Source organism: Vreelandella aquamarina (assembly GCF_900110265.1).
Lineage (GTDB): Bacteria > Pseudomonadota > Gammaproteobacteria > Pseudomonadales > Halomonadaceae > Vreelandella > Vreelandella aquamarina.
This window is the reverse complement of record NZ_FODB01000054.1, coordinates 1-24,031: the sequence shown is the minus strand read 5'-3', so window position 1 is coordinate 24,031 and position 24,031 is coordinate 1. Positions and strand designations below refer to the sequence as shown.

At 56.0% G+C, this 24,031-nt stretch carries 22 protein-coding genes; 12 read left to right on the top strand and 10 right to left on the bottom strand.

The features are described from left to right. Positions 1-202: 202 nt before the first annotated feature. Positions 203-616 carry a nucleoside diphosphate kinase regulator gene (gene rnk, locus BMY49_RS13895; RefSeq protein WP_054641084.1) on the bottom strand — a complete coding sequence of 138 codons (414 nt, stop codon included), beginning with the start codon at positions 614-616 and terminating at the stop codon, positions 203-205. A gap of 251 nt (positions 617-867) precedes the next feature. On the opposite strand from rnk, the gene rlmM reads away from it, so the two are divergent. Further along, a complete protein-coding gene (rlmM, locus tag BMY49_RS13890; protein WP_058577831.1) occupies positions 868-1,935 on the top strand; it encodes a 23S rRNA (cytidine(2498)-2'-O)-methyltransferase RlmM in 1,068 nt (355 codons plus the stop codon). 23 nt (positions 1,936-1,958) lie between these two features. Here rlmM and BMY49_RS13885 read toward each other — a convergent pair whose 3' ends face one another. Next, complete coding sequence (locus tag BMY49_RS13885; protein ID WP_044629788.1) at positions 1,959-2,246, bottom strand: antibiotic biosynthesis monooxygenase family protein; 288 nt, start codon at positions 2,244-2,246, stop codon at positions 1,959-1,961. 28 nt (positions 2,247-2,274) lie between these two features. Between BMY49_RS13885 and tusA the strand changes: the two genes are divergently transcribed. Beyond that, entirely contained in the window at positions 2,275-2,526 is a 252-nt protein-coding gene (tusA, locus tag BMY49_RS13880; protein WP_044629787.1) for a sulfurtransferase TusA, read from the top strand. Between the two features lie 60 nt (positions 2,527-2,586). On the opposite strand, the gene BMY49_RS13875 is transcribed toward tusA, so the two are convergent. Both BMY49_RS13875 and BMY49_RS13870 read right to left on the bottom strand, forming a co-directional pair. Next, positions 2,587-3,291, bottom strand: a complete 705-nt coding sequence (locus BMY49_RS13875) for a hypothetical protein (RefSeq protein ID WP_089675849.1) — start codon at positions 3,289-3,291, stop codon at positions 2,587-2,589. Between the two features lie 375 nt (positions 3,292-3,666). Further along, complete coding sequence (locus BMY49_RS13870; protein WP_074210757.1) at positions 3,667-5,112, bottom strand: MATE family efflux transporter; 1,446 nt, start codon at positions 5,110-5,112, stop codon at positions 3,667-3,669. Positions 5,113-5,227: 115 nt separating this feature from the next. Here BMY49_RS13870 and BMY49_RS13865 point away from each other — a divergent pair, with 115 nt between their 5' ends. Next, positions 5,228-5,830 carry an elongation factor P hydroxylase gene (locus BMY49_RS13865; RefSeq protein ID WP_244154975.1) on the top strand — a complete coding sequence of 201 codons (603 nt, stop codon included), beginning with the start codon at positions 5,228-5,230 and terminating at the stop codon, positions 5,828-5,830. Here the strand turns inward: BMY49_RS13865 and BMY49_RS13860 are convergent. Together BMY49_RS13860 and BMY49_RS13855 are read right to left on the bottom strand one after the other, a co-directional pair. Then, a complete protein-coding gene (locus BMY49_RS13860) occupies positions 5,827-6,306 on the bottom strand; it encodes a hypothetical protein (RefSeq protein ID WP_044629783.1) in 480 nt (159 codons plus the stop codon). The two genes, BMY49_RS13865 and BMY49_RS13860, sit on opposite strands and share 4 nt — an antisense overlap. A 13-nt stretch (positions 6,307-6,319) precedes the next feature. Continuing rightward, positions 6,320-7,180: a TatD family hydrolase gene (locus tag BMY49_RS13855; protein ID WP_089675847.1), complete on the bottom strand. Its 861-nt coding sequence runs from the start codon at positions 7,178-7,180 to the stop codon at positions 6,320-6,322. 254 nt (positions 7,181-7,434) lie between these two features. Here BMY49_RS13855 and BMY49_RS13850 point away from each other — a divergent pair, with 254 nt between their 5' ends. From BMY49_RS13850 to BMY49_RS13830, 5 genes are read left to right on the top strand one after another with little or no spacing between them, the layout of a single operon-like run. After that, positions 7,435-8,664 (top strand): ABC transporter substrate-binding protein, encoded by a 1,230-nt coding sequence (locus BMY49_RS13850; RefSeq protein ID WP_089675846.1) that lies wholly within the window; start codon positions 7,435-7,437, stop codon positions 8,662-8,664. 6 nt (positions 8,665-8,670) lie between these two features. Then, complete coding sequence (locus BMY49_RS13845) at positions 8,671-10,245, top strand: fatty acyl-CoA synthetase (protein ID WP_089675845.1); 1,575 nt, start codon at positions 8,671-8,673, stop codon at positions 10,243-10,245. After that, positions 10,245-11,387, top strand: a complete 1,143-nt coding sequence (locus tag BMY49_RS13840; RefSeq protein WP_058577838.1) for an acyl-CoA dehydrogenase family protein — start codon at positions 10,245-10,247, stop codon at positions 11,385-11,387. The genes BMY49_RS13845 and BMY49_RS13840 overlap by 1 nt, the downstream gene beginning before the upstream one ends. 36 nt (positions 11,388-11,423) lie before the next feature. Next, a complete protein-coding gene (gene bktB / locus BMY49_RS13835; protein WP_089675844.1) occupies positions 11,424-12,608 on the top strand; it encodes a beta-ketothiolase BktB in 1,185 nt (394 codons plus the stop codon). 39 nt (positions 12,609-12,647) lie between these two features. Further along, positions 12,648-14,300 carry a fatty acid--CoA ligase gene (locus tag BMY49_RS13830; RefSeq protein ID WP_089675843.1) on the top strand — a complete coding sequence of 551 codons (1,653 nt, stop codon included), beginning with the start codon at positions 12,648-12,650 and terminating at the stop codon, positions 14,298-14,300. A gap of 4 nt (positions 14,301-14,304) precedes the next feature. Here BMY49_RS13830 and BMY49_RS13825 read toward each other — a convergent pair whose 3' ends face one another. Continuing rightward, on the bottom strand, positions 14,305-15,318 hold the full coding sequence (locus tag BMY49_RS13825; RefSeq protein WP_089675842.1) for an AraC family transcriptional regulator: 1,014 nt from the start codon (positions 15,316-15,318) through the stop codon (positions 14,305-14,307). Between the two features lie 153 nt (positions 15,319-15,471). Between BMY49_RS13825 and BMY49_RS13820 the strand changes: the two genes are divergently transcribed. Further along, complete coding sequence (locus BMY49_RS13820) at positions 15,472-17,391, top strand: ATP-binding cassette domain-containing protein (protein WP_089675841.1); 1,920 nt, start codon at positions 15,472-15,474, stop codon at positions 17,389-17,391. A 53-nt stretch (positions 17,392-17,444) separates the two neighbouring features. Here BMY49_RS13820 and BMY49_RS13815 read toward each other — a convergent pair whose 3' ends face one another. Continuing rightward, positions 17,445-17,897 (bottom strand): universal stress protein, encoded by a 453-nt coding sequence (locus BMY49_RS13815; RefSeq protein WP_062362015.1) that lies wholly within the window; start codon positions 17,895-17,897, stop codon positions 17,445-17,447. A gap of 146 nt (positions 17,898-18,043) precedes the next feature. Here BMY49_RS13815 and BMY49_RS13810 point away from each other — a divergent pair, with 146 nt between their 5' ends. After that, a complete protein-coding gene (locus tag BMY49_RS13810; protein WP_058577842.1) occupies positions 18,044-18,586 on the top strand; it encodes a hypothetical protein in 543 nt (180 codons plus the stop codon). A gap of 3 nt (positions 18,587-18,589) precedes the next feature. Here BMY49_RS13810 and slyA read toward each other — a convergent pair whose 3' ends face one another. Further along, entirely contained in the window at positions 18,590-19,042 is a 453-nt protein-coding gene (gene slyA / locus BMY49_RS13805; RefSeq protein WP_054641086.1) for a transcriptional regulator SlyA, read from the bottom strand. Between the two features lie 72 nt (positions 19,043-19,114). Then, positions 19,115-20,272 carry a DUF5924 family protein gene (locus BMY49_RS13800; protein WP_089675840.1) on the bottom strand — a complete coding sequence of 386 codons (1,158 nt, stop codon included), beginning with the start codon at positions 20,270-20,272 and terminating at the stop codon, positions 19,115-19,117. A gap of 258 nt (positions 20,273-20,530) precedes the next feature. Here BMY49_RS13800 and fadB point away from each other — a divergent pair, with 258 nt between their 5' ends. Continuing rightward, positions 20,531-22,717, top strand: coding sequence for a fatty acid oxidation complex subunit alpha FadB (gene fadB / locus BMY49_RS13795; protein WP_062375346.1), 2,187 nt, complete (start codon positions 20,531-20,533; stop codon positions 22,715-22,717). Positions 22,718-22,741: 24 nt separating this feature from the next. Further along, positions 22,742-23,920, top strand: a complete 1,179-nt coding sequence (fadA, locus tag BMY49_RS13790; protein ID WP_062375348.1) for an acetyl-CoA C-acyltransferase FadA — start codon at positions 22,742-22,744, stop codon at positions 23,918-23,920. The last annotated feature ends 111 nt before the right edge of the window (positions 23,921-24,031 follow it).

Genomic DNA, 24,031 nt, shown 5'->3' with positions numbered 1-24,031 from the left:
TGGGGTCTCCCCATGCGAGAGTAGGTCATCGTCAGGCACCTATACCGCAAAAAACCCAGCCAAACGGCTGGGTTTTTTGTTGCGCCGAAGAAAATCCCCGAACACAGTATGTTCGGGGCTTTTTGCTGTGGGCATGCTCCGTCCGGGGGGATCGGCAATAAAAAGCCGCCCGTTAGGGGCGGCTAAATAGGTTACTAAACGATTAGCGGTGGTACTGTTTCTCGCGTTCAGGCTGCCATAGAATGGCGTCTACCCGTAAACGGGTTGCCTGTTGGTTAGGCAGTGGCCAATCGATAGTATCGCCTACCTTCACACCTAAAAGACTAGCACCGATGGGGGCCATAATGGAGATGGCATCTTCGGTGTTACCGAGAGAGTGCGGGTAAACCAGTGTACGTACCATCTGCTGATTACGGGTGAGATCGGTAAACTGAATTTGGCTATTCATGCTCACAACGTTATCAGGAATCTCTTCGGGATTGACTATTTCCCCGTGACTAAGCTCATCTTGTAACAGCTCGGCCACCATTTGATCCTTTTCAGTCGCTGCATCAATCAGGCGCTGCAAGCGGTCTGCATCAAGTCGATTGATTATAAGGGGAGGTCGCTGCCCCATGATGCTCTCCTTGGCAAACGCAGTAGCAAAAGGCTGGTTGCGTCGTTATACAAATGGTATTGAATGACATAAAAAAAGCCCTCTCCATAAAGAAAGGACTGTCGAGATATCAAGCTAGTAGTGTACGACACTTCGAACGAAAAGACGACGCGCTTAGAGTGAGGTGCGCATAAAGTGCTATGATGCAGGCCGCTACGCGAGCAAGCTGTTATATCGCGTTTATGGGTTGCAGATTATGTTAGAGGTGAAAGGTGAGTGACACGGTACCCACGTCATGGCTTGTTTACTGCCGGCCAGGTTTTGAACACGATGCGTTGGCAGAGATGCAGCACCATGCGAAGCAACAGGGGGTTCCCTGTGAGCCGATGCAAGGTGAAGGCTGGGTAAGTTTAACGCGCCATGATGGCGAGGCGATAAATGATTTACACCGTCAGGCAGCCTTTAAACGGCTCATATTTGCGAGGCAAAGTTTAGCAGCGCTGCCCGCGTTGACCCTGTCTCGGGATGATCGGCTTACGGCGATTTTAGATCAGGTCAAAGCAAGCCGCTGGAGCTTTGAAGAAATTTGGCACGAAACGCCGGATACTAATGATGGCAAAGCGCTAGCCGGATTAATTAAAGCGCTGACAAAACCTCTTCAGAGTATGTTGAAAAAGCGTGGTGCATTACGGGGTAAGGCGGGGGCTCGCCGCTTGCATATTTTTTGGACAGACGGTGATCGTGTGCAGCTAGGCATGAGCTTTCCCGATAACCGCAGTGAGTTAATTAACGGAATTCGTCGCCTGCGTTTTCCATCCAGAGCACCTAGCCGTTCAACGTTGAAGCTCGAAGAAGCCTGGCACGAGTTTATCCCCCGAGGAGAGTGGGACGAGCGCCTAGCTACGCATATGCAGGCGGCTGATTTAGGCGCAGCGCCAGGTGGCTGGACATGGCAGCTTGTGCAGCGTGGTATGTATGTCTATGCCATCGATAACGGCCCAATGGACAAACAGCTCATGGCCACCGGGCAGATCGATCACCTACGTGAAGATGGCTTTACCTGGGAGCCGCCCCAGCGTTTGGACTGGCTGGTGTGTGACATCGTCGACAAGCCAGTACGGGTCTTGGCCATGGTTGAGCGCTGGCTGACGCGCAAGTGGTGCCGGGAGGCCATTTTTAACCTCAAGCTGCCGATGAAAAAGCGCTGGGATGAAGTAACTCGCTGTTTGACAACGCTAGAAGAAGCGTTAGCGACAGCGGGCGTAGGGGCCACTATTCGTTGTCGCCACCTCTACCATGATCGGGAAGAGGTGACGGTATACGTTAGGCTGGCTCACTAACCTGGCAGGTATCCGCCGCTGGGCTAGTAGCCTGGCTCATAAATGCGGATGGTTTCGTCTTCGGTAAGTAGCGGTAAAATACGCTGCATTGCCATGGCGCGCTCTTCACTGGCGTGCCACTCTTTCCAAGCGCGCAAGTCGCGCCATTTGGTAATCATTAAACGGCGGTCTGTGTGGCCAAGCTCAACCAAGGTTTCACCACCAACGAAGCCTCTAACGCCCAGTGACACACGCATTGCTTCGCGCGCTGCTTGTTCATATTCGTCCTCTAAACCGGGCATAATGCGCCGTTCAATGATGATTTTTATCATAGTGTCTGTTTCCTAACCGAGAGAGTCGATGACTGATAATACCGATGACCACAACGCGTTTGACGCTGAACTAGATACCACCGGGCTGTATTGCCCTGAGCCTATTATGCTGATGCATAATAAAGTCCGTGATATGACAGCAGGCCAAGTATTGAAGGTCGTGGCAACCGACCCTGCGACTACGCGCGATGTGCCAAAATTTTGTCAATTTTTAGGGCACGAGCTGATAGATAAAAATATCGCAGACGATCAGTACGTCTACTTTATCCGCTTAGCGTGATCTTGTGGAGCCAAAGCAAGGCGCTCAACGACTAAGGGTGTAGCGCCTTGCCTATTATCGCTAAGCGTGATCACTACTCGGCACTACCATCATGGCGAGTGCCTCAAGCGTGGCTGGATCCTCTTCCAGAATGCGATTAGCAATATGGCGTTGGAAGAAATAGACGGTTTGATGCCGAGAATGCGCGTCGTACAAGCACTTGTCGCCCAGTAAAATGGGGGTCATGGTGGCTTTTTGCTCGTCTGCCACCATCGCTTCTATGCTGCCATCACTATACAGCCGCCATCCGTACACAGGCTTCATGTGCCATGGCGCATTAGGGTGGTTCATGCAGAGTGCATGTGTGCCCAAAGTATCAGGAAGCTGTTGAATCAGCGTAATTTCGCTAGAAGCCTCATACTCAAAATAGCTGGCAGCGGCGTTTAGCTCATCGTACTTATGGTCAGGGGGAAGCTCGAAAATTTCGTCGGTTTCAGGGTCTCGGTAGCCGACGAAGAAACCACTTTCATGGCTATCCAGCTCATGGCAGGCCGCCAGCGACTCCATCCAAGGAACAAGCCCCACAACGTTGCCATCTTCCCTAAGCCCCCAGGCAAGAATGGGCAGGCCGTAGTAGGTGTCGGGACTCGCAGCGAGCTGGTAGACCATCTCCAAGCCATCTAGCTCTGGTGCTAAACGAACTAAACACTTTCGCGCCTGCTGACGCTGACGCACGGTTTCCAGGTCGATGACCTGGGCAGAGCGAGTTGACAGGGGTGAGCCCATGGTGTCCCTCCTTGTACTGCGTGGTCACGACATTGGCAGACAGTGAACACCGCCTGCCGCTACCTTCACCAATAGCACAGCTTGAGCGCGAGGTTAAGCGTAAACATGATTTTTAATCGACATCACAGGCAGAAAATGCCGCTTTTAGTTGCTGGCGCTCCTCCAAAGCATTCTGAAATTGTAGCCAAGGTGCCTCAGGGTTACTCACTCATAGAGAACCACGAAGTTTGATAGGCCGTAATAGCCTCAGGGGAGGAAATAGGGTGAACGTCAATTAATTGATTGACGTGGGTCAGCCACTGTTCAGACTGCTGCGCCAGGCTTGGTCGGCGCTGTTGTCACCACATCCCTCCAGAAATAGGCTCGCCGAAGCGGCTAGCCACTTGCCGTAACGTTGCTTGGGGACTCCTGTTGGCTGATCGTTTTTAATCGCCAAGCCAGCAATATAGCGGCTGTGCTGAGACCAGCAATCAGCCCAATCCAGTAACCGTGTACACCCATTGGTTCAGACACACCTCCCAAGCCATAGGCTCCTAACCAGTGTCCGCCCCCTAAGCCCACAATCCAATAAGAGAGCACGGTGATGACCATGACGATGCGCGTGTCTTTATAGCCGCGTAGTGCCCCTGCCAAATTCACCTGCAGAGAATCCGACAGCTGAAAAATAACCGCTAGCGCGATAATAGTTAATGCTAATGCCTGGATCTCAGTATTGGATGTGTATAGCGAAATCACTGTTGGGGCCGTAAACCACAATAGCGTGCTATTGATCGCCGCAACGATGACGCTAATCGTAATGCCATTCCAGGCAACTTTACGTGCCATGGCTAAGCGTCGCTGGCCCAGCGTATTACCTACTCGAACGGTCAACGCCATGCTTAACGACATGGGCAGCATAAACAGAATGGTGGTGTAACTGAGGGCGATTTGGTGCGCACCTACAGTAACTTCTCCAAAGCTGGCTATAAAAAGCGCGATCAGAGTAAATAGAGTGACTTCAACAAAAATCGCGACGCCGATAGGCACACCCACCACCACAAGTTCACGAATGCCCGCCCATTGTGGCGGCGTAAGCTGCTCCCAAAGTGAAACGCTGCGGTAGGTGTTTCCGCGCCTTGTATAAAGCGCCATCGCGATGGCCATTGTCCACATCGAAATAGCGGTGGCAATACCGCAGCCAAAAGCCCCCAGCGCCGGTAGCTGTTGCAAGCTATTAGGGATGCCAGTACCCAATAGATTGGCTAGGCCATCACCACCGTAAATGAGCAAATAGTTAAAGGGGATGTTAACGGCAAGGCCCACAAGGCTGATCCAGAGAGCAGGGCGAGTATGATTCATGCCATCTGAAAAGGCGCGTAACGCTTGAAAAAGCGCGATCCCAGGCATTCCAAAAGCAACGGCGCTTAGATAAGCCGCCGACTCCTGTGCAACACCAGGAGGAACGTTCATCAGTTCAAAAATAGGTGTAACGGCGACCCATAATAAACCTGCGGCAGTGATGCCTAATGCCAACGCCACCCAAAGGGCTTGATGTACGGCTGGGCGTATATCGTTATTGCGCTGGCCGCCTAATAAGTGCGCCACGATCGGCGTTAGCCCCATCAGCGTGCCGGTCATAAACAGCATCAGCGGCATCCATAAGCTTGAGCCCACTGATACGGCGGCTAAGTCCGTTGCGTTGTGTCTACCTGTCATCATGACATCGACAACGCTCATGCCCGCCTGGGCTAGCTGAGCGCCGCAAATAGGCAAGGCCAGCGCAACAAGTGTGCGAGTTTCTGGCCAATAGATGGATTTGATATCGCTAGTAAAGCCGCCCAAGGTATGGCTCCCCTTTAGCCAAGAGACCTAAGAAAGGCCGATAGAGTAGCAGGAGTCGCTGCGCTTTGCTGTCTCCTCTTTAGCTGGCTAAGCCACAGCGGGTATACTGCGCGAAATGCATGGGAAAAGTGGCAATATGGTGATTGAAGAGCAAGAGCGTTGGACCCTGGGCGATATTATGGCGCTGTTTGATGGCGTCTTTGCGGCGCATTACCAGACGCGTTTGATAAAAGGAGGCGATGAGCCGCTGTATCGACCAGCCACCGATCAAACGCCTTATCATCAGGTCATTTTTGCGCGTGGTTACTTTGCCAGTGCGCTACATGAAATCAGCCATTGGTGTATTGCGGGCAAAGAAAGGCGACTGTTAGAAGATTATGGCTATTGGTACTTGCCCGATGGCCGTAACGGCCAAGAGCAGCAAGCATTCGAAAATGCTGAAATTGCTCCTCAGGCGCTGGAACAGCTATTCACCCAGGCCTGCGGGCGTACCTTCCACGTGAGCGTGGATAACCTAGGGGGCGAAGTAGAGGTAGATCGAGATGCCTTTGCGCAGAGAGTCGCTGCCCGGGCGCAGCGCTATTTAGCAGAAGGGTTGCCGCAACGCGCCAATGCGTTTTACTTAGCCTTGGCGCGCTACTATCAGCAGGGCGATACGTTGGAACAGGCAATAGCCGCAGGCAGAGCGCTGCTAGCAGCCACTGAAGTTAGCGCTTAATCTTTTTCATTAAGCTGTTGGTGCAACGTGAGCATCACCTTAACTTCGTGCTCTGGACGCATTGGCTCTAAGCCCAAGTCGTTAAACATCTCGCTACGTAGGCGGTGCCATTCACTAGAGCTGATCTGATCGTAAAGTACCCCTGCGGGTGCCAGCTCTACAAAAGGGTCCAGGCCGTAGGTGTCAAACAAACGCGCCAGCGCGGCCTCATCTTCGCCGTTATCGCTGGTGTATAGCGTGGCAGAGAAGTGGTCGTTCTCTAATTCACGAATCACATCTAGAGGGCTGACGCCTAGGCTCTCTAACTCCTCAATGCTGTAAGCGCCCATCACATTGCTATCTTCGGTGATCCAGCTGTCGTCCGGCTGGATCAGCGTTTGTTTGATTCGTCCGTCGGGTAACGACCACGCAATAGAGAGCGGCAAGCCATTATCTTCGCCTATTTCAATGGCAATAAATCCAGGATAGTCAGCCACGCAGTTGCTCCTTTTAAGCGTCCGCTTCAATTCGGAAAAAACGCTGGGCGGTGCGAGTGGTCGCCACGCCAAGCTCGGTATCACTCACGTCATGCCAGCGGGCTATTTCTTTAACAATCCAGGGCAGTAGCGCTGGTTCGTGGCGGCGTCCCTTCAATTTAGCAGGCAAATTGCGGGGCAGTAGGTAAGGGCAGTCGGTTTCCACCATCAGGCGGTCTAGCGGTATATCGCGCACCATGTCGCGCAGGTGATGGCCTCTGCGCTCATCGCATATCCAGCCTGTCAAACCAATGTGCAGATCTAAATCAAGATAGCCATGCAGCGTCTCTTGGTCTGCCGTAAAGCAGTGTATAACCGCTTGGCTAATATCATTTCGCCAACTGCGCAGTATGTCTTGCATTCGCTTGCCAGCATCCCGCTCATGCAAAAACAGCGGCAGGCCGCTTTCTGCTGACAGAGCCAACTGCGCCTCGAACGCACGCTCCTGCTGCTCTGGGGTTGAAAAGTTGCGATTAAAATCTAACCCGCACTCGCCAACCGCCACGACCTTCGGCATACGGTAAAGCTGCCGCATTTCTTGGGCGACCGTGTCGTTCCACCCACTGGCATCATGGGGATGAACGCCCGCCGTTGCGTAGATCCCCGCGTACTGCTGCGCCATCTGCAAGGCCTGCTTAGCGTGGGCGACATCGGTGCCGGTCACGATCATTGTGGTCACGTTGGCAGCTCGGGCCCTGGCAATCACGTCGCTCAAGTCGCGCTGAAAGCTCTCATGGGTCAGGTTGGCGCCAATATCGACCAGCGGTGTGCTGGGGCGAAACTGTAGCGCTTCAGGTAACGCGTTGTGTGCTTGCTGAGTCGCCAAGGTGGTCATCTCTCCTATGGGCCAGTGGCCCCATTGTAACGCTGGTGCCGCTTGGCTCGCCAACGCAAGCCGCCATGAACGTGGCAAGGATCACACTGCAAATGGCACGAATTGCAAAAAAACTGGCTCAATAGGTAAACAGTGCAGGCCTGTTTGCTCTTACCATGAAAATGAGTCACCGCCATGCTCGTGATTCAATGAGTGAAGGCGCAACACCAGCGTTGTGATTTTCACCTCAATAACAACAATAGCGAGGTACCCTCATGCCGTTATCACGTCGTTTCACCCTGTCTGCGTTAGCCTCTGCGGTGGTTGCTGCAGGCTTCGTTCCGTTTGTCGCCGCCCATGAAGGGATTTCTGATAACGAAATCCGCATTGGCTATCTGGCCGATATGTCAGGTGTGTACCGCGATCCTATCGGTCCTCTGGGGCTCGATGCCATTCAGATGGCGATTGAGGATGTTGGTGGCAGTGTCAACGGTGCGGATATCGTGGTGTTCAGTGCCGATGATCGTAACAGCCCTGACGTGGGCTCCAGCGTGGTGCGTGAATGGATCGATGAGCGCAACGTCGATATGGTCACGGGCCTGGTGGCATCATCGGTCACGTTGGCGGCCGTCAGTCTGCTGCAGGAGGCCGACAAGCTGGGGCTGGTGAATGGTGCCGTCTCCTCCGGCGTGACCAACGAACACTGCTCTACGCATCATATTCACTGGGTGTATGACACCTGGGCAATGTCGAACGGCACCGCTAAAGCCATTACCGAAGAAGGCTACAAAAACTGGTACTTGTTGAGTGCCGATTACTCTTTTGGTCATGCGTTGGAAGCAGACGTCGAGCGCGTGGTCACTGAAAATGGTGGCACCATCGTAGGGCGTGCGCGTCATCCATTCCCCAATAACGACTTTTCATCGTTCATGTTACAGGCGCAGGCCTCCGGTGCTGACGTCATTGCGTTGAATAACGCGGGCGGGGACACCATCAACGCGGTTCAGACGGCGGGGGAGTTTGGTATTACCCAGGCCGGGCAAATCCTGGCGGGGATGGTGCTGTTTAGTACCGATGTGCGCAGTATCGGGCTGGAAAATGCCCAAGGGCTGCAGTTCACCAAAGCCTGGTATTACGACTTGAACGAGGAAACCCGCGCCTGGGCAGAACGCTTCCGGGAGCGTACGGGCAGCATGCCTACCATGGTGCATGCTGGCCTCTACTCCAGCACTCGCCACTACCTGGACGCCATCGCTGCCACCGGGACAGACGATACCCAGACGGTGCGTCAGCAGATGGCCGACACGCCTATCAACGATATCTTTGCCCAGAACGGCTATATCCGCGAAGACGGCCGTATGGTCCACGACATGTACCTCGTGGAAGTCAAAACCCCAGCAAAGTCAGTAGATGAAGACGACTTGTTCCGGGTGGTCCGCACCATTCCTGCCGAGGAAGCGTTCCGGCCACTGTCTGAAAGTGTCTGCCCACTCGTAAAGGGTTAAACAGCCATGACGTCTGTAGATAACATTCATCGCAATACGATTGGCGCTGCGCTTAACCGCAGCGCGCGCAAGCATGCCCAGAAGCGGGCCTTGACGTTCGGCGAGCGTACGTGGAGTTATCAAGCGCTCAATAACGCGGCCAACCAGGTGGCAAATGCGCTGCTGGAAGCAGGGCTGGCGCCGGGCGATCGCTTGGCGGTATACGGTAAAAACTCGGATGCCTATGTGATCGCGTGGCTGGCCTGTAGCAAGGCGGGCCTGATTCACGTCCCTGTCAATTTTGCGCTGAGCAGTGACGAGCTTCGCTACATTCTGGAGCAGTCGGGCGCAAAAGGGGTACTGAGTGACACGGTGCTAGGTGACAAGGTTCGCGCTGCCGTCGCGGGGCTGTCGCTGGTCGTCAACGGTACCCTGCAGGCGGAGGGGGCATCGCTTCAAGAAGACGCCTTCGACGTACTGGCGTGTACCCACGGGCTCCATGCTTCTCAGGCTCATGCTGCCCATGAGCCAGACGTTGCGCTGGAGGGGGCCAGCGTTGCCCAGTTGCTATATACCTCTGGTACCACGGCAGCGCCCAAGGCTGCCATCATGAGCCATCAAGCGCTCATGGCCGAATACATGGCGTGCATGGTGGAGTTGGATATCCAGGCAGATGACGTCGTGCTGGCAGCGCTGCCCTTGTACCACTCGGCGCAAATGCACGTGTTTCTGATGCCTGCGCTACTGCTGGGAGCGCCCGTCATTCTGCTGGAAGCCCCCCTGCCGGAAAGCTGCCTGGCTGCCATTTCACAGCACCAGATCAGCTCTTTTTTTGCTCCTCCTACCGTGTGGATCAGTCTGTTACGGCACCCTCACTTTGATCAGTATGATCTCTCGAGCCTCAGAAAAGCCTATTACGGGGCCTCCATCATGCCGGTGCCGGTACTCGAAGAGATGCAGCAGCGCTTTCATGGTGTCGGCCTGTACAACTGCTACGGACAGAGCGAAATAGCGCCCCTGGCGACTGTTTTGCGACCAGAAGAGCATGCCGAACGGCCGGCCTCTGCTGGACGACCGATTCTCACGGTCGAAACGCGCATCGTCGATCTGGAGGGCAACGATGTTCCGCCTGGAGAGCATGGGGAAGTTGTCCATCGTTCTCCGCAGCTCATGCTGGGCTACTGGGACAAACCTGAGATGACCGCGGAGGCATTTCAGGGAGGCTGGTTCCACTCTGGAGACGTGGGGTATGTCGATGAAGCGGGCTATTTGTACATCGTCGACCGTATCAAGGACGTGATCAATACCGGCGGTGTGCTGGTCGCCAGTCGAGAAGTGGAAGAGGTGCTGTTCAAGCACATGGCGGTTTCAGAGGTGGCGGTCGTGGGGCTACCCGATGACAAATGGATCGAGGCGATTACCGCGGTGGTGGTGCTCAAGGAGGGGCAAAGCGCCAGTGAAGCGGAGCTGATTCGACACGCCAAGGACCTGATCGCCCCTTACAAGGTACCCAAGCGGGTGATGTTTACCGACGCACTGCCCAAGAGCACGGCAGGTAAAATTCTCAAGCGCCATCTGCGCCAGGCGCTAGGAGAGTCATGATGGACGACCAGGAGCTGGGGCTCTTTCAGCCCATGATTACCCGCTGTTTAGCACAGGAAGTAGCGCCTTTTTACCAGCAGTGGGAGGAGGCGGGGGAAATACCACGCTCCCTGTGGCTGGCGCTGGGGGCGGCAGGGCTGTTGGGTATTGACCTGGCAGAAGCGTACGGTGGCTCAGAGGCCGATATCGCCATCACGCAAAGGGTGCTCGAAGAGATGTCTCGTCAGGGCTTTGGTGGCCTCGCCAGTGCTTACAACATCCACGCCAATATTGTCATGCCGTATGTCCAGAAGCTGGGGACACCTGAGCAGAAGGAAAAGTGGCTGCCGCGCATGGCCTTGGGGGAGAGCCTGGGGGCCATTGCCATGAGCGAACCCCACGCCGGGAGTGATTTGGCTGCGATGAAAACCCGCGCCACGCGGGTAGAGGATGGCTGGTTGCTCAACGGTGGCAAGCTGTTCATCACCAATGGTCAGGTGGCCGATCTGGTGATCGTGTGCGCGAAAACCGATCCCTGTGCCGGCGCCAAAGGGGTCTCGCTATTTTTAGTGGAAACGTCGCTGCCCGGCTTTTCCCGAGGTAAACCGATCAAGAAAATTGGCCAGCATGCCAGCGACACTGCGGAGCTGGCCTTTGATCAGTTGAAGTTGCCCGCAGACGCGCTATTGGGCAACGAGGGCGAAGGGTTTCGTTACCTCATGCAAGAGCTGCCTCGTGAGCGTTTGGGGGTGGGCGCCCAGGCCCTGGGGGCGATAGAAGGGGCGCTAGCGCTAACCCTCGAATACGTCACCCAGCGGGAAGCCTTCGGCCAGCGGATTGCCGATTTTCAAAACACTCGCTTTACTCTGGCGCAGCTCAAAGCCCAGCTTGACATGGCCCGGGCGTACTTCGAGCAGTGCATGGAGCGGTATCGGCAAGGCAGCATGAGCAGCACCGAGGCGGCGATTCTTAAATTACAGCTGAGCGAACTGCAGTGTCATGCGGTGGATCGCTGTCTGCAGCTGTTTGGTGGCTATGGCTACACTCATGAGTACCCCATTTCGCGCTTCTATCTCGATGCTCGGGTACAAACCATTTATGCCGGCAGCTCCGAGATCATGAAAGAAGTGATTGCGCGCTCGCTGCTGGGCAAAGCCTCTTGAGCAAGAGGTCCAAAAAACGGTCGACAAGGAGTCTATATGCAGTTGGATAGCGTGGTGATTGTAGGGGGCGCGCGCACCGCCATCGGAGGGTTCGGCGGTTCGCTATCCGCCTTCGCCCCCCATGAGTTAGGCACCATCACCGCCGTGGAAGCCCTGCGCCGGGCCGGGGTGGAGGGCGCCGACATCGATCATTCGGTTTACGGCCATATCATCACTACTGGCCCGCAGGATGCCTATCTGGCCCGCCACATCGCACTCAGTGCAGGCGTTCCCAAAGAGGCCGGTGCCTTCAACGTTAATCGCCTGTGCGGCTCTGGCGTCCAGGCGGTGGTGTCTGCGGCTCAGCAGATTGTCCTGGGCGACAGTCGCCTCGCTTTGGCGGGCGGTGCCGAAAGCATGTCTCGCGGAGCCTACGTGTTGGCCCCGCAGGCGCGCCACGGTATTCGCATGGGGGATACCCGCATCGAGGATTTGACGCTTGGCGTGTTGAGTGACCCGTTCGGCAGTGGTCACATGGGGATCACCGCTGAAAATATCGCGCAGCAGCACGGTTTCAGCCGCGAGCAGTTGGATCAATTCGCCCTCGAGAGCCATCAAAAAGCAGCGCGGGCACTATCGGAAGGCCGCTTCGATGAGCAGATCGTGCCGGTAGAGGTGACCCGGGGCAAGCAGACGCTGACCTTTGCCCGTGATGAGCATGTCCGGGAAGAAGTGGTGCTCAGTGACCTGGCTCGGCTGAAACCGGCTTTCAAGCGTGAAGGGGTCGTGACCGCAGGCAATGCTTCAGGGATCAACGATGGCGCCGCTACCCTCGTACTGGCCCATGCTGAAGAGACCCGGGAGCGCGGGCTCACCGTGCGTGCGCGGTTGCGGGTGGCCACCACAGCGGGCGTGGAACCATCGCTGATGGGGTTGGGCCCCATTCCAGCCGTCAAGCGTTGCTTGCAGCAGGCTGGATTGACCATCCACGATATCGATGTGATCGAATCCAATGAAGCCTTTGCCGCCCAGGCCATGGCGGTGGCCAGCGCGCTCGATTTTCCGCTGGAAAAGCTCAACCCCAATGGCGGTGCGGTCGCTCTTGGGCATCCGGTGGGGGCCACCGGCGCTATTTTGATCCTTAAAGCGTTGCATGAGCTGGAGCGCATTCAGGGGCGCTTTGGACTGATTACGCTGTGCATTGGTGGCGGGCAAGGTATCGCGCTACTGATCGAGCGTTAAGTTGCCCCAGACATCCAACAACAATCAAAGGTACGTTTTATGCCGACGATAACGCCAAAACTGCTTCCTTCGACATCCTCCGCCACCAACCCTCCCATGCTGATCAAGGATCTGTTGGAGTCTGGCATTCGCATGGCGGGCAATAATCAGATCGTGTACCGCGATCAAGGCCGTCACGACTACCATCGTTTTCAAGAGCGGGTCCATCAACTGGCTCATCTGTTGACGGTGCAGGGAGTGCAGGCAGGAGATGTGGTGGCGGTGATGGATTGGGACAGCCACCGCTATCTGGAATGCTTCTTCGCCATTCCCATGATAGGTGCGGTGCTGCACACGGTGAACGTCCGCCTGGCACCCGAACAGATTCTCTACACCATGCAGCATGCGGAAGACGTCTTCGTGCTGGTGCATGAGGACTTCGTGCCTCTGCTGGAGCCGCTGGCGCAGCAACTTCCCGATATTCGTGGCTACGTGCTTTGTCAGGAAGAGCGCCGTGACGTCTCGACGTCGCTGCCACTGGTGGGGGAGTACGAGGCCCTGCTGGCTGACCAGCCCAGCCATTATGATTTCCCCACGTTCGATGAAAATGGCGTGGCCACGCTGTTCTACACGACCGGCACGACCGGCAACCCGAAAGGGGTGTTCTTCACTCATCGTCAGCTGGTGTTGCACACGCTGGGCGAGGCCAGCACGTTCCAGGCGCCTGGCTTCGAGCTGTTGAACCGAGACAAGGTGTATATGCCCATTACGCCGATGTTTCACGTGCATGCCTGGGGCGTCCCTTACACCGCCACGCTGCTGGGCGCGACGCAAGTGTACCCGGGCAAATACGAGCCGGAGATGCTGGTGAAGCTGCTGGTCAGTGAAAAGGTCGATTTTTCTCACTGCGTACCGACACTGCTCAACATGGTGGTGAGCGCGGAGGCCATCGCGACGAAAAAAGTCGATTTGACTGGCTGGAAAGTGCTGGTCGGAGGTAGCGCCTTGACCCAGGCGTTGGCAAGCCGTGCCTGGGCGCTTGGGATCGACACCCGCAGCGCTTATGGCATGTCGGAAACGTGTCCTCTGCTCACTGCCGATATCTTGCCGAAGGAGGTTGCGGAGGCTGACTTCGAAAGCCAGCTTCCCTGGCGCTGTAAGGCCGGTCTTCCGGTGCCGTTCGTGCGGCTGCAGGTGGTCGATGTGGATGGTCAGCCGCTTCCTCATGATGGCCAGAGTGTGGGGGAAGTCCGCGTACAAGCGCCCTGGCTCACCCAGGCTTACTACAAGGAAGAGACGCGTAGCGAAGAGCTATGGCGAGAGGGTTGGTTACACACCGGAGATGTGGGGTCGCTGGATGCGCATGGCTTTTTGGCCATTAGTGATCGCATCAAGGACGTCATCAAGACCGGCGGCGAATGGCTGTCCTCCCTGGAGCTGGAAAGCTATATCAGTCAATGCCCCGGCGTCGCTGAAGTGGCGGTCATCGGCGTGGCGGATGACAAGTGGGGGGAGCGTCCCGCAGCGCTCGTCGTGCCCAGCGACCTCAATCGGCCACCTACCGTCGAGGCGATTCAGGGTTTCATGGAGCAGTTCGTGGCGCAGGGCAAGCTCAACCGTTGGGGAGTGCCTTCATTGATACGTTTCGTCGATGAAATACCCAAGACCAGCGTAGGCAAGCTGGATAAAAAACGTATCCGTACGGAGATCTAGCGGCTCAGAGCGTGGTGCCTGCTGTCTGCGCTTTGCGGTAGGCGGCAGGCGAATTGCCGGTCCATTGCTTGAAGGCTCGGCTGAAGCAGGCCTGGTCCTCGAAGCCGAGGGTTTCGGCCAGCGCGGAGAGTGGTTCCCTGCTTCGGGTCAATACCTGAATGGCCACGTCCCGCCGATACTCGTCCTTTACCGCCTGAAAGTGGGTGCCCTCTGCCTGCAAGTGGCGCGACAGGGTACGGACGGACACGTGCAGCGCATTGGCCACGTCGTGAATGGTGCTGGAAGAGAGCTGGTGGCGGTGCAAGTACTCCCGCACGCGATGGGTGGCGATACGGTCTTCGAAAGAGACATAAAACCAGTCTGCTGGCGCACGCTGCAAAAAAGCCCCCAGGTGCTGCTTGCGTTGCCGGACGGGATGTTCCAGAAAAACCGTATCGAAATAGACCGCCGTTTTCGGCTGATTGAAGGTCACCTTGCCTGGATAAAAATAGAGATAGTCAGCTCGATGGGCGGGCTGTGGATAGCTGCACTCCATCAATATGGGCGGGATTTTTCTCGCGATCAGCCAGGAAGCAATGCCGTGAAAGAGCTTCAACATCAGCTCATGCACCAGAATGTGGCTACCCTGAAGCGGTTTGTGCTCCTCGAGGGCCATACGAGCCAGGCTGCCCTCTACGGAAAAACAATAGCCAAAGTCATCCAGCACAATACGAAAAAACTGGGTGTAGCGATGTAGTGCGATACGCAGCGTGGGGGCATCCAGCATGCTGAGGCACAGCAGTTTGAGAGTGCCGCAGCGCAGTGGCCGAGAGAAAAAGCCGGGCGTCTCATCGTCGAACTCCACCGCCAGAAGTCGGTAAAGCTGGGCAAACTGTTCCACCGTTACACGGCCATTGGGAGCCTCGAGCAAGAACGGGGAGATGCCAGACAGCATCAAATAGCGCGTGGCCGCTTGCCCGGTGGGAGCCAAGCCACGAAACAGCTCGTTGACAAAGTGCATGGAGACGGTAACGGTCACGTTTTTCCACCCTGTAAGTGCCACAAGACAGCCGTAGGCGTTGTCTCTTTCACGCTGGACGTTAGCACGTTGTCTCGCTTGGCTCTACAAGGGGGCATCGTAATTCGGAAGCATGCGTTACACTGTGCGCCTCACGACGAAGGAGGACACTGCGTGACCCTGTTACGACTCGAACAGCTGCAACTCGCTTGCGGCACCCAAGTACTGCTCGATCGCGCCGACCTGACGGTTGAAAGAGGCGAGCGACTGGCGCTGGTCGGACGCAACGGCACCGGTAAATCCACGCTACTAAAGCTCGTAGCGGGCGATATTCAGCCGGATGATGGCACCATTTGGCGTGCGCCGGGCTTAAAAATCGGCGTGCTGGCCCAGGAGTTGCCTGAATCATCGGGCATGACGATTTTTGATATGGTGGCTCAAGGCCTGCCCGAAGCGGGCGAGCTGCTGTCTGAATATCAGCACCTCATCAACGACCCAGACCCGGATATGAACCGCATGGCGACGCTGCAAACGCGTCTTGAAGCCATTGACGGCTGGTCGTTTCATCAGCGTATCGATGTCGTGCTCACACGACTGGGTTTGCCACCCGAAGCGGAGATGAGCGCGCTTTCCGGCGGCTGGCGTCGTCGGGTGGCGCTGGCCCGTGCGCTGGTTTCCGAGCCGGACCTACTGCTGCTGGACGAGCCGACCAACCATTTAGACCTGGACACCATCGCGTGGCTGGAAGAGCAGCTGCTCGCTTTCAACGGCGCTGTGCTGCTGATCACCCACGACCGGGCGTTCCTGTCGAAACTCGCGACGAATATTTTAGAACTGGATCGCGGGAAGCTCGGGCGTTATCCCGGTGTCTACAGCGAGTATCAAGAGCGCAAACAGCACGAGCTGGAGGTCGAATCGCGCGAGAATGCATTGTTCGATAAAAAGCTCGCTCAGGAAGAGGCCTGGATTCGCCAGGGGATCAAAGCGCGCCGTACCCGTAACGAAGGGCGCGTCCGCGCGCTAGAAGCCATGCGCAATGAGCGCAGCCAACGCCGCGAGCGTCAAGGCACCGCCAGTCTCACGGTGGATAGTGGCGAGCGCACCGGTAAGCGGGTGGTCGAGCTCAAAGGCGTTACTCAGCGCTTTGGTGATGAGGTGATCCTGCGCAACGTGAACCTGGAAGTGATGCGTGGCGACCGCATCGGCTTCTTGGGGCGTAACGGTGCCGGTAAAACCACGCTGTTGAAAATATTGCTTGGCGAGCTGGCCCCTACCGAAGGCAGCGTACAGTTAGGTACTAATCTCAAAGTGGCCTATTTTGATCAGCTACGGGCCGGCCTCGAGTTGGAAAAAACGGTGTATGACAACGTAGCCCAGGGGAGTGATCGCGTCAGCGTGGGCGGTAAAGACCGCCATGTGATGAGCTATCTGCAGGATTTCTTGTTCACCCCAGATCGCGTGCGTCAGCCAGTGAAAGCGCTATCCGGGGGCGAGTCCAATCGCCTGCTGTTAGCCAAGCTGTTTACTCAGCCTGCTAACGTACTGGTGCTGGATGAGCCCACCAACGACCTAGACATGGAAACGTTGGAGCTGCTTGAAGAGCTGCTGCTTGATTTTGATGGCACTCTGCTGCTGGTTTCCCACGACCGAACCTTTATGGATAACGTGGTCACCAGCATGCTGGCATTCGAGGGCGAAGGGCGCGTGCGTGAATACGTGGGTGGCTACACCGACTGGATTCGTCAGGGGGGTAAATTGCCTCCCGCACCGTGGGAAGGTGCTGCACGCCAGCACACAGAACCCACCAGCGAGGCCGTTAAAAAAGCTGCGCCAGCCCCAGCGGCGGAGCCGACTAAAAAAGCCGTTAAGCTCTCTTACAAACTACAGCGTGAGCTAGATGCGCTGCCCGCTGAGATTGAACGCTTAGAGGGGGACGTAGAGACGCTTGAGCAGGAGATTGGCGACCCGGCGTTTTATCAGCAGGAGGCCACCGCTGTGACGGCTAAACTGCAAGCGCTAGAGAAGGTTCAGCAGGCACTGGAAGTGGCGATGGAGCGTTGGATGGAGCTTGAAGCAATGGCCAATGGCGAATAGCTAGCGCTGTTATATGCTAAAGGCCCCGGGTGGGGCCTTTACCGTTAAAAAAGCTATTCGTCGCTTTTTTCACCTTTTTTGCCCACACGAACGGCTAAAACGTCGCACTGAGCGCCGCGTAATACGCCAGTAGAGGTGGAGCCAAGCAGCAAAGCAAAGCCGTGACGGCCATGGGAGCCGACCACGATGAGGTCAACGCCGTGCTCTTCGGCAAAGCGGTGAATCTCCGTGTCTGGCATACCTACCACCACATGCTGGTCAGCAGCCTCGACGTGAGGCGCGGCGATCTCCGCTAAGCGCTTCTTGGCATGCTCATCTAGCTGGTCCTGGATGCTGGTAAGATCCATAGGAATATCGCCGCCGTAGGCGAATCCCAAGGGTTCCAGAGTGTGCATGATCGAAATTTTCGCGCCGTTGTTGCGCTCGGCAATCGCCACCGCACGCTCAAGGATTTTGTGAGAGTCTTTGGTTAAGTCGACGGCGACCAGGATATGGCGATAGCTCATGGCGTATCTCCTTGGTGATGTGGCACACAGAAAGGCTCTTGTTCGATACCTTTACTTTAGGTCTGAAAATGAATCTTAACAACGACCTAGGTCATAGTTTTTAAATATTACGAGTTGAGTTTGACGAAAAGAGGGTAAGCGTTGCAATGGAATGGTTGATCATCGTTTTTATTCTGATGTTTGTGATTGCGCCAGTCATGTGGTTAAAACCAAGCCCGCGCCAAAAGCGCCAGATGGCGCTGCGCTCCTGCGCAGCGCGTCAGGGGGTGGCGGTCAAAATGGCCAAACCACCTCTACATCATTTTAGAGGCACGATGCCCGCGTATCGCTGGCACTACCCGCAACAGGCGCCTGGGCCTGATTTTGTACTGGTACGTGACTCCAACGCTAGTGACGCTTTGGAGCCTTTTCACGCGGGTTGGCGCTGGCGCATTGCGCCGCTGCGTCCCTTGCCCGATGTGGCCAGCACACACTTACGAACTCTGTTAGAGCGTCTGCCCCAGGATGCGTTGGTATTGGAATCTAACGCCCATTCGCTGACGCTATGGTGGTGGGAATCACAAACCGCCGAGCGGTTTACGCGCTATTTGGCGGATATCGAACCTCTCAAGAAGGCGTTGAGCGGCCTTTCAGACCACCCACCTGCCAAACCGCTAGCGCCAGATGGCGTGGAACAAAGAAACGTCTAATGATTAGGCTGTGGGGCTATCTTGATCCCTTGTCTGAATCGCCAGACCGTTGGATTCGATCAGCGCAAGCCACTTATCCAACTGGTCCAGGTCCTGTTCGCTCAAGCCTGCTAGCATCTCCTGACGCGCAGCCAGTACCACACTATCGATCTGCTCCAGGAGCGGTATGGCGGCTGGAGTAAGGTAGAGCCGTTTGCTGCGTCGATCGTCATCGCAGGCGCGACGCTCGACCAGACCTTGCGCCTCCAACTGTCCTAAAGTACGCACCAGCGACGGCGCCTCGACACCGATCGCGCGCGCCAAATCACACTGAGGATTGCCTTCCCCCAGTTTCCAAAGATGGTACAGAGTCACCCACCGGGTTTGGGTCAGCCCTAATGGTGCCAGCCTGCGATCGAGGATCGAGCGCCACAGATGGGGCAAACGAGCAATACGAAAACCAATTGTTGATGCCATAGGTAACTAACTGCCGAAAAGTGTAAGTGAACGAATTGTCATAAGCTGCGTCGCTGAATGCAAGGTGTTCTGCTACTCCGGCTCTGATGAGTCGCTTTGAGTGCCGTTCTTTCCAGGGATAAAACGACGTAAATTAAGCGCGCTCAGCCCGCTAGGCTGAATGGTGCTATCGGCGACGGTTGCCTTGTCAGCATCTTCCGACACAGTAAACCGAATTAGGCCCAGCCGCTGGCCACCGTCCGTCATAATATCGACCCGCCACTCCCCCGATGGGTCTTCGGGGAAGTTCTGCTTGTGGCTCCATGCGCGGTAGCCTTGTTCGCGCCCGCCGTTAATCGCAAGCTCCACAGTGTCCATTTCTGCACCGTTATGATGCCACGCATGGTAGATAGTTTCGCTTAATCCGCGAGGCGCACGAATAGCGGTATACACATACAGCCCATTACTGCGGATAGCATCAGGCGTCAATGCCATGGTGCCTTGAGGTGTGCGCTGCTGTGTATCAAACGCTGGGGATAGCGCTGTGCTGGTCATCCAGAGGCTAGCGGGCGGTACCCACACGCGACCAAGCCATGCCCCATAAGCCAGCACCACGGCTAGTGCAAAAAAGCCTAGCCAGCGCGCGAGGGAGCGCTTTTTCAATAAATGCCAAAAGCTAGGTAGAGCCACTAAAACAGTTAATACCAATGCTAACAGTAGGCTCTGTCCCGTGGTGAGGTGCACCATGATGGGCAGAATGACCAGTAGTACCAAGAACACACACTGGGCATGAAACATAAAATAGAGACTGCGCCAGCGCCCAGCGAGCTTGTAGTAGAGCGGATCGATAATCGACCACACGGCCATACCAATCACCAACAGCGCGAACAGCGCTTGGCCGCTGTTCCACACGGTGGTCACCAGAATAAACGGCAAGGTAAAAAACAGCGTCTCCTGGTGAATCATTTGAGCGATAAAAGCGGTAATGCCTTTCGGCAGCGTCGGATGACCGTGATGGGCCAGCCAGCGGCCAATCAAACTTTCGGATAGTAGCAGTAGCCAAGCAAACAGCAGCCCCAGTGCTAGAACAGCCCCCAGCCACTGTTGGCGATCAACGAGGAAAAAGCTGCCTAATCCGGCCGCAAACGCCATGGGCGGCCAGAGCCAACTCCAGGGCTTTAGGCGCTCTACGATCCTTTCGACGCGCCCTTGCAGTGCTTCCATGCGGGCGGGAGTTAAGAGTGTCCCCATAGCGTTAAAAACTCGTCAATGAAACGTATATGATCGTTGGGATAGCGGGTAAAGTCGATGTGATACGCCATTATGCGCTAAAAAAGCGTAAGAAATGTGTGCATTTAGAAAGGTGTCTATCAAGCAAGCGGATTAGCCAAAAGTCAGGGCTTGACGTACTGGCGTAACTCAACCAAGCTAAGGCAATCAAACGACCGTATGAAATGCGTGGCAGGCTCGTCAACGGCGTGCCAGCCCGAACTTGTGGAGAGAGCGCGCATGATCTATCAAGGCAATGCCATCACGGTGGAGCGTCGTGACACCCTGGGTGGCAATGACATCGCAATGCTCACTTTCGATTTGAAAGATGAGTCCGTCAATAAGCTATCCAGCGCCGTTATGGCAGAGCTGGGCAATGCGGTAAAAGCGATTCAGGCCGAAAGTGGTTTGAAAGGGCTGATGATACGCAGTGGCAAAGACGCCTTTATCGTCGGCGCCGACATCACCGAATTTCACAGCCTGTTCGACAAGGGCGAAGAGTATCTGGTGGAGATGAACCTCAAGGTTCACGACATCTTCAATGCGATTGAGGACCTGCCTTTCCCCACCGTGACGGCGATCAACGGGTTGGCGCTGGGCGGCGGTTGCGAAGTGCTGCTGACCACCGATTTCCGCGTGATGAGCGAGAAGGCCAAAATTGGCCTGCCAGAAACCAAGCTGGGCATTCTGCCGGGTTGGGGTGGCTGCGTGCGCCTGCCGCGCCTGATTGGTGCCGATAACGCTGTTGAGTGGATTGCGGGTGGCACTGAAAATCGCGCAGATGCCGCTTTAAAAGTGGGCGCGGTAGATGCGGCTGTTGCCCATGAGCTGTTGGAAGAGGCGGCGCTGGATATTCTTGACCGCGCCAATGCAGGCGAGCTGGATTATCAAGCCCGTCGGGAAGAAAAAACATCCCCGCTGAAGCTCAATGCCATTGAGCAGATGATGGCGTTTGAAACAGCCAAAGGCTATGTGGCCGGTAAAGCGGGCCCGCACTACCCAGCGCCCGTTGAAGCGATCAAAGTGATTCAAAAAGGTGCCGGTGAAACCCGCGCCCGCGCCCAGGCGATTGAAGCTAAATCCTTTGCCAAGCTGGCGCTGAGCAGCGTTGCCTTCAACTTGGTAGGTCTGTTCATTAACGACCAAGTCGTTAAAAAGAAAGGCAGCAAATACGAGAAGCAGGCGCAGCCAGTCAAGCAAACCGCCGTGTTGGGTGCTGGCATCATGGGCGGGGGTATCGCCTACCAGAGTGCCAGCAAGGGTACGCCGATCCTGATGAAAGACATCAAGGACGATGCCATCGAGCTAGGCCTGAAAGAGGCGCGCAAGCTGTTCTCTAAACAGGTAGAGCGTAAAAAGCTCACCACCGAGCAGATGGCCGAAAAACTCTCTAACATCCGTCCAACGCTCTCTTACGGCGATTTCGGTAATGTCGATTTGGTCGTAGAAGCGGTGGTCGAGAACCCCAACGTCAAAGACGCCGTGTTGACCGAAGTAGAAGACAAGGTAAGTGAGAACACGATTCTAACTTCCAACACGTCGACCATTTCGATTAACCGTCTGGCTAAGAACCTGAAGCGCCCGGAAAACTTCTGTGGCATGCACTTCTTCAACCCCGTGCACCGCATGCCGCTGGTGGAAGTCATTCGTGGCGAGAAAACCTCGGACGCCGCCGTTGCCGCAACCGTGGCTTATGCCCGGGCCATGGGTAAAACCCCCATCGTGGTGAATGACTGCCCTGGGTTCCTGGTCAACCGTGTGCTTTTCCCTTACTTCGGTGGCTTTAGCTTCCTGGTCGAGCAGGGTGCCGACTTCCAGCGCGTCGATAAAGTCATGGAGAAGTTTGGCTGGCCCATGGGCCCGGCGTACCTGCTGGATGTCGTCGGCATGGATACCGCCGTGCACGCCAACGAGGTGATGGCCGAAGGCTTCCCGGATCGTATGGCACGTGAAGGCAAAACCGCTATTCAAGTGATGTACGATAACAAGCGCCTGGGTCAGAAGAACGACAAAGGCTTCTACGCCTACGAAGAAGATAAGAAGGGTAAGCCTAAGAAAGTCAGCGACGAGCAGGCTTACGCACTAGTAAAAGAAGTGGTGAAAGAGCAAAAAGAGTTTTCGGATGAGGACATCATTGCTCGCATGATGGTGCCGCTGTGCCTTGAGACTGTGCGTTGCTTGGAAGATGGCATTGTCGATACGCCCGCAGAAGCCGATATGGCGCTGATTTACGGCATTGGCTTCCCTCCCTTCCGTGGCGGTGCGCTGCGCTACATCGACGCGCTGGGCGTAGCCGAGTTTGTTGCGCTGGCCGACCGTTTAGCACAAGAGCTGGGGCCGCTTTATGCACCCACCGAGAAGCTGCGTGCTATGGCACAGAATAACGAGCAGTTCTACGCTGGCACCACTGCAAACGCTCAGGCCTAAGTCACCACCCACAGGAGAAATAAGATGAGTTTGAATCCGAGAGATATCGTGGTGGTTGACGGTGTTCGTACCGCCATGGCGAAAGCGAAAAACGGCGCCTTCCGCAACGTGCGTGCCGAAAACCTCTCCGCTGCCGTGATGCAGGCGCTGTTTACCCGAAACCCTAATCTGGATCCGTCGGAAGTAGACGACGTGATCTGGGGGTGCGTCAATCAGACACTAGAGCAGTCCATGAACATCGCTCGCAACGCGGCGATCATGACCGGTATTCCTCGTACGGTGCCTGCCCAAACGGTGAACCGCCTCTGCGGCTCTTCGATGACCGCACTGCATATTGCTGCTGCAAACATTAAGGCGGGCATGGGTGATTTTTACGTGATCGGCGGTGTTGAGCACATGGAGCACGTACCGATGGCTCACGGCGTCGACGTGAATCCGGCGGCGAGTAAATACGCGGCCAAAGCCGCCATGATGATGGGGCTCACGGCGGAACTGCTGGGTAAAATGCACGGTATTTCCCGCGAAGATCAGGACAAGTTCGGTGTCCGTTCGCATCAACGTGCACAAGCGGCGATGGAGAAGGGCTGCTTCGACAATGAGATCATCGGCGTCGAAGGTCACGACCAGCGTGGCTTCAAAGTGCTAGTGAAAAACGATGAGGTGATTCGCGCCGATGCCAGCCTGGAATCCATGGCGAACCTGAAGCCGGTCTTCGATCCGCGTAACGGTACCGTGACGGCGGGCACTTCGTCAGCGCTTTCAGTGGGCGCTTCCGCCATGGCCGTGATGAGCTACGAGCGTGCCCAGGCGCTGGGGCTGGAGCCGATTGCCAAAGTGCTCTCGACCGGTGTGGCCGGCTGCGATGCCTCCATCATGGGCTATGGCCCGGTGCCAGCCTCTAAAAAGGCACTGAAAGCGGCGGGCTTGTCTGCTGCCGATATTCAGACCGTTGAGCTGAACGAAGCCTTTGCGGCACAGGGCCTGCCGGTATTGAAGGATCTTGGCTTCCTGGATGCTATGGACGAAAAAGTAAACCTAAACGGTGGTGCAATTGCGCTTGGCCACCCGTTAGGCTGCTCTGGGTCGCGCATTTGCACGACGCTGCTGAACGTCATGCAGCAGCGCGATACCACGCTGGGCTTAGCCACCATGTGTATTGGTATGGGGCAGGGCGTTGCGACGGTGTTTGAGCGTCTAAAGTAATACGCTCGACCTGCTTTGCAAAAGCAACAAAAACGGCACCTTCGCGGTGCCGTTTTTCGTTGTGCGCCAGGCATGGCGCGCAGCGCCTTGACTGGCGCTATTCCTGAGGGT

Coding starts and splice junctions, on each gene's coding strand:
- rnk (WP_054641084.1), bottom strand. CDS start 616: ATGGGGCAGCGACCTCCCCTTATAATCAATCGACTTGATGCAGACCGC.
- BMY49_RS13885 (WP_044629788.1), bottom strand. CDS start 2,246: ATGATAAAAATCATCATTGAACGGCGCATTATGCCCGGTTTAGAGGAC.
- tusA (WP_044629787.1), top strand. CDS start 2,275: ATGACTGATAATACCGATGACCACAACGCGTTTGACGCTGAACTAGAT.
- BMY49_RS13875 (WP_089675849.1), bottom strand. CDS start 3,291: ATGGGCTCACCCCTGTCAACTCGCTCTGCCCAGGTCATCGACCTGGAA.
- BMY49_RS13865 (WP_244154975.1), top strand. CDS start 5,228: ATGCATGGGAAAAGTGGCAATATGGTGATTGAAGAGCAAGAGCGTTGG.
- BMY49_RS13855 (WP_089675847.1), bottom strand. CDS start 7,180: ATGACCACCTTGGCGACTCAGCAAGCACACAACGCGTTACCTGAAGCG.
- BMY49_RS13850 (WP_089675846.1), top strand. CDS start 7,435: ATGCCGTTATCACGTCGTTTCACCCTGTCTGCGTTAGCCTCTGCGGTG.
- BMY49_RS13845 (WP_089675845.1), top strand. CDS start 8,671: ATGACGTCTGTAGATAACATTCATCGCAATACGATTGGCGCTGCGCTT.
- BMY49_RS13840 (WP_058577838.1), top strand. CDS start 10,245: ATGGACGACCAGGAGCTGGGGCTCTTTCAGCCCATGATTACCCGCTGT.
- bktB (WP_089675844.1), top strand. CDS start 11,424: ATGCAGTTGGATAGCGTGGTGATTGTAGGGGGCGCGCGCACCGCCATC.
- BMY49_RS13830 (WP_089675843.1), top strand. CDS start 12,648: ATGCCGACGATAACGCCAAAACTGCTTCCTTCGACATCCTCCGCCACC.
- BMY49_RS13815 (WP_062362015.1), bottom strand. CDS start 17,897: ATGAGCTATCGCCATATCCTGGTCGCCGTCGACTTAACCAAAGACTCT.
- BMY49_RS13810 (WP_058577842.1), top strand. CDS start 18,044: ATGGAATGGTTGATCATCGTTTTTATTCTGATGTTTGTGATTGCGCCA.
- slyA (WP_054641086.1), bottom strand. CDS start 19,042: ATGGCATCAACAATTGGTTTTCGTATTGCTCGTTTGCCCCATCTGTGG.
- BMY49_RS13800 (WP_089675840.1), bottom strand. CDS start 20,272: ATGGGGACACTCTTAACTCCCGCCCGCATGGAAGCACTGCAAGGGCGC.
- fadB (WP_062375346.1), top strand. CDS start 20,531: ATGATCTATCAAGGCAATGCCATCACGGTGGAGCGTCGTGACACCCTG.
- fadA (WP_062375348.1), top strand. CDS start 22,742: ATGAGTTTGAATCCGAGAGATATCGTGGTGGTTGACGGTGTTCGTACC.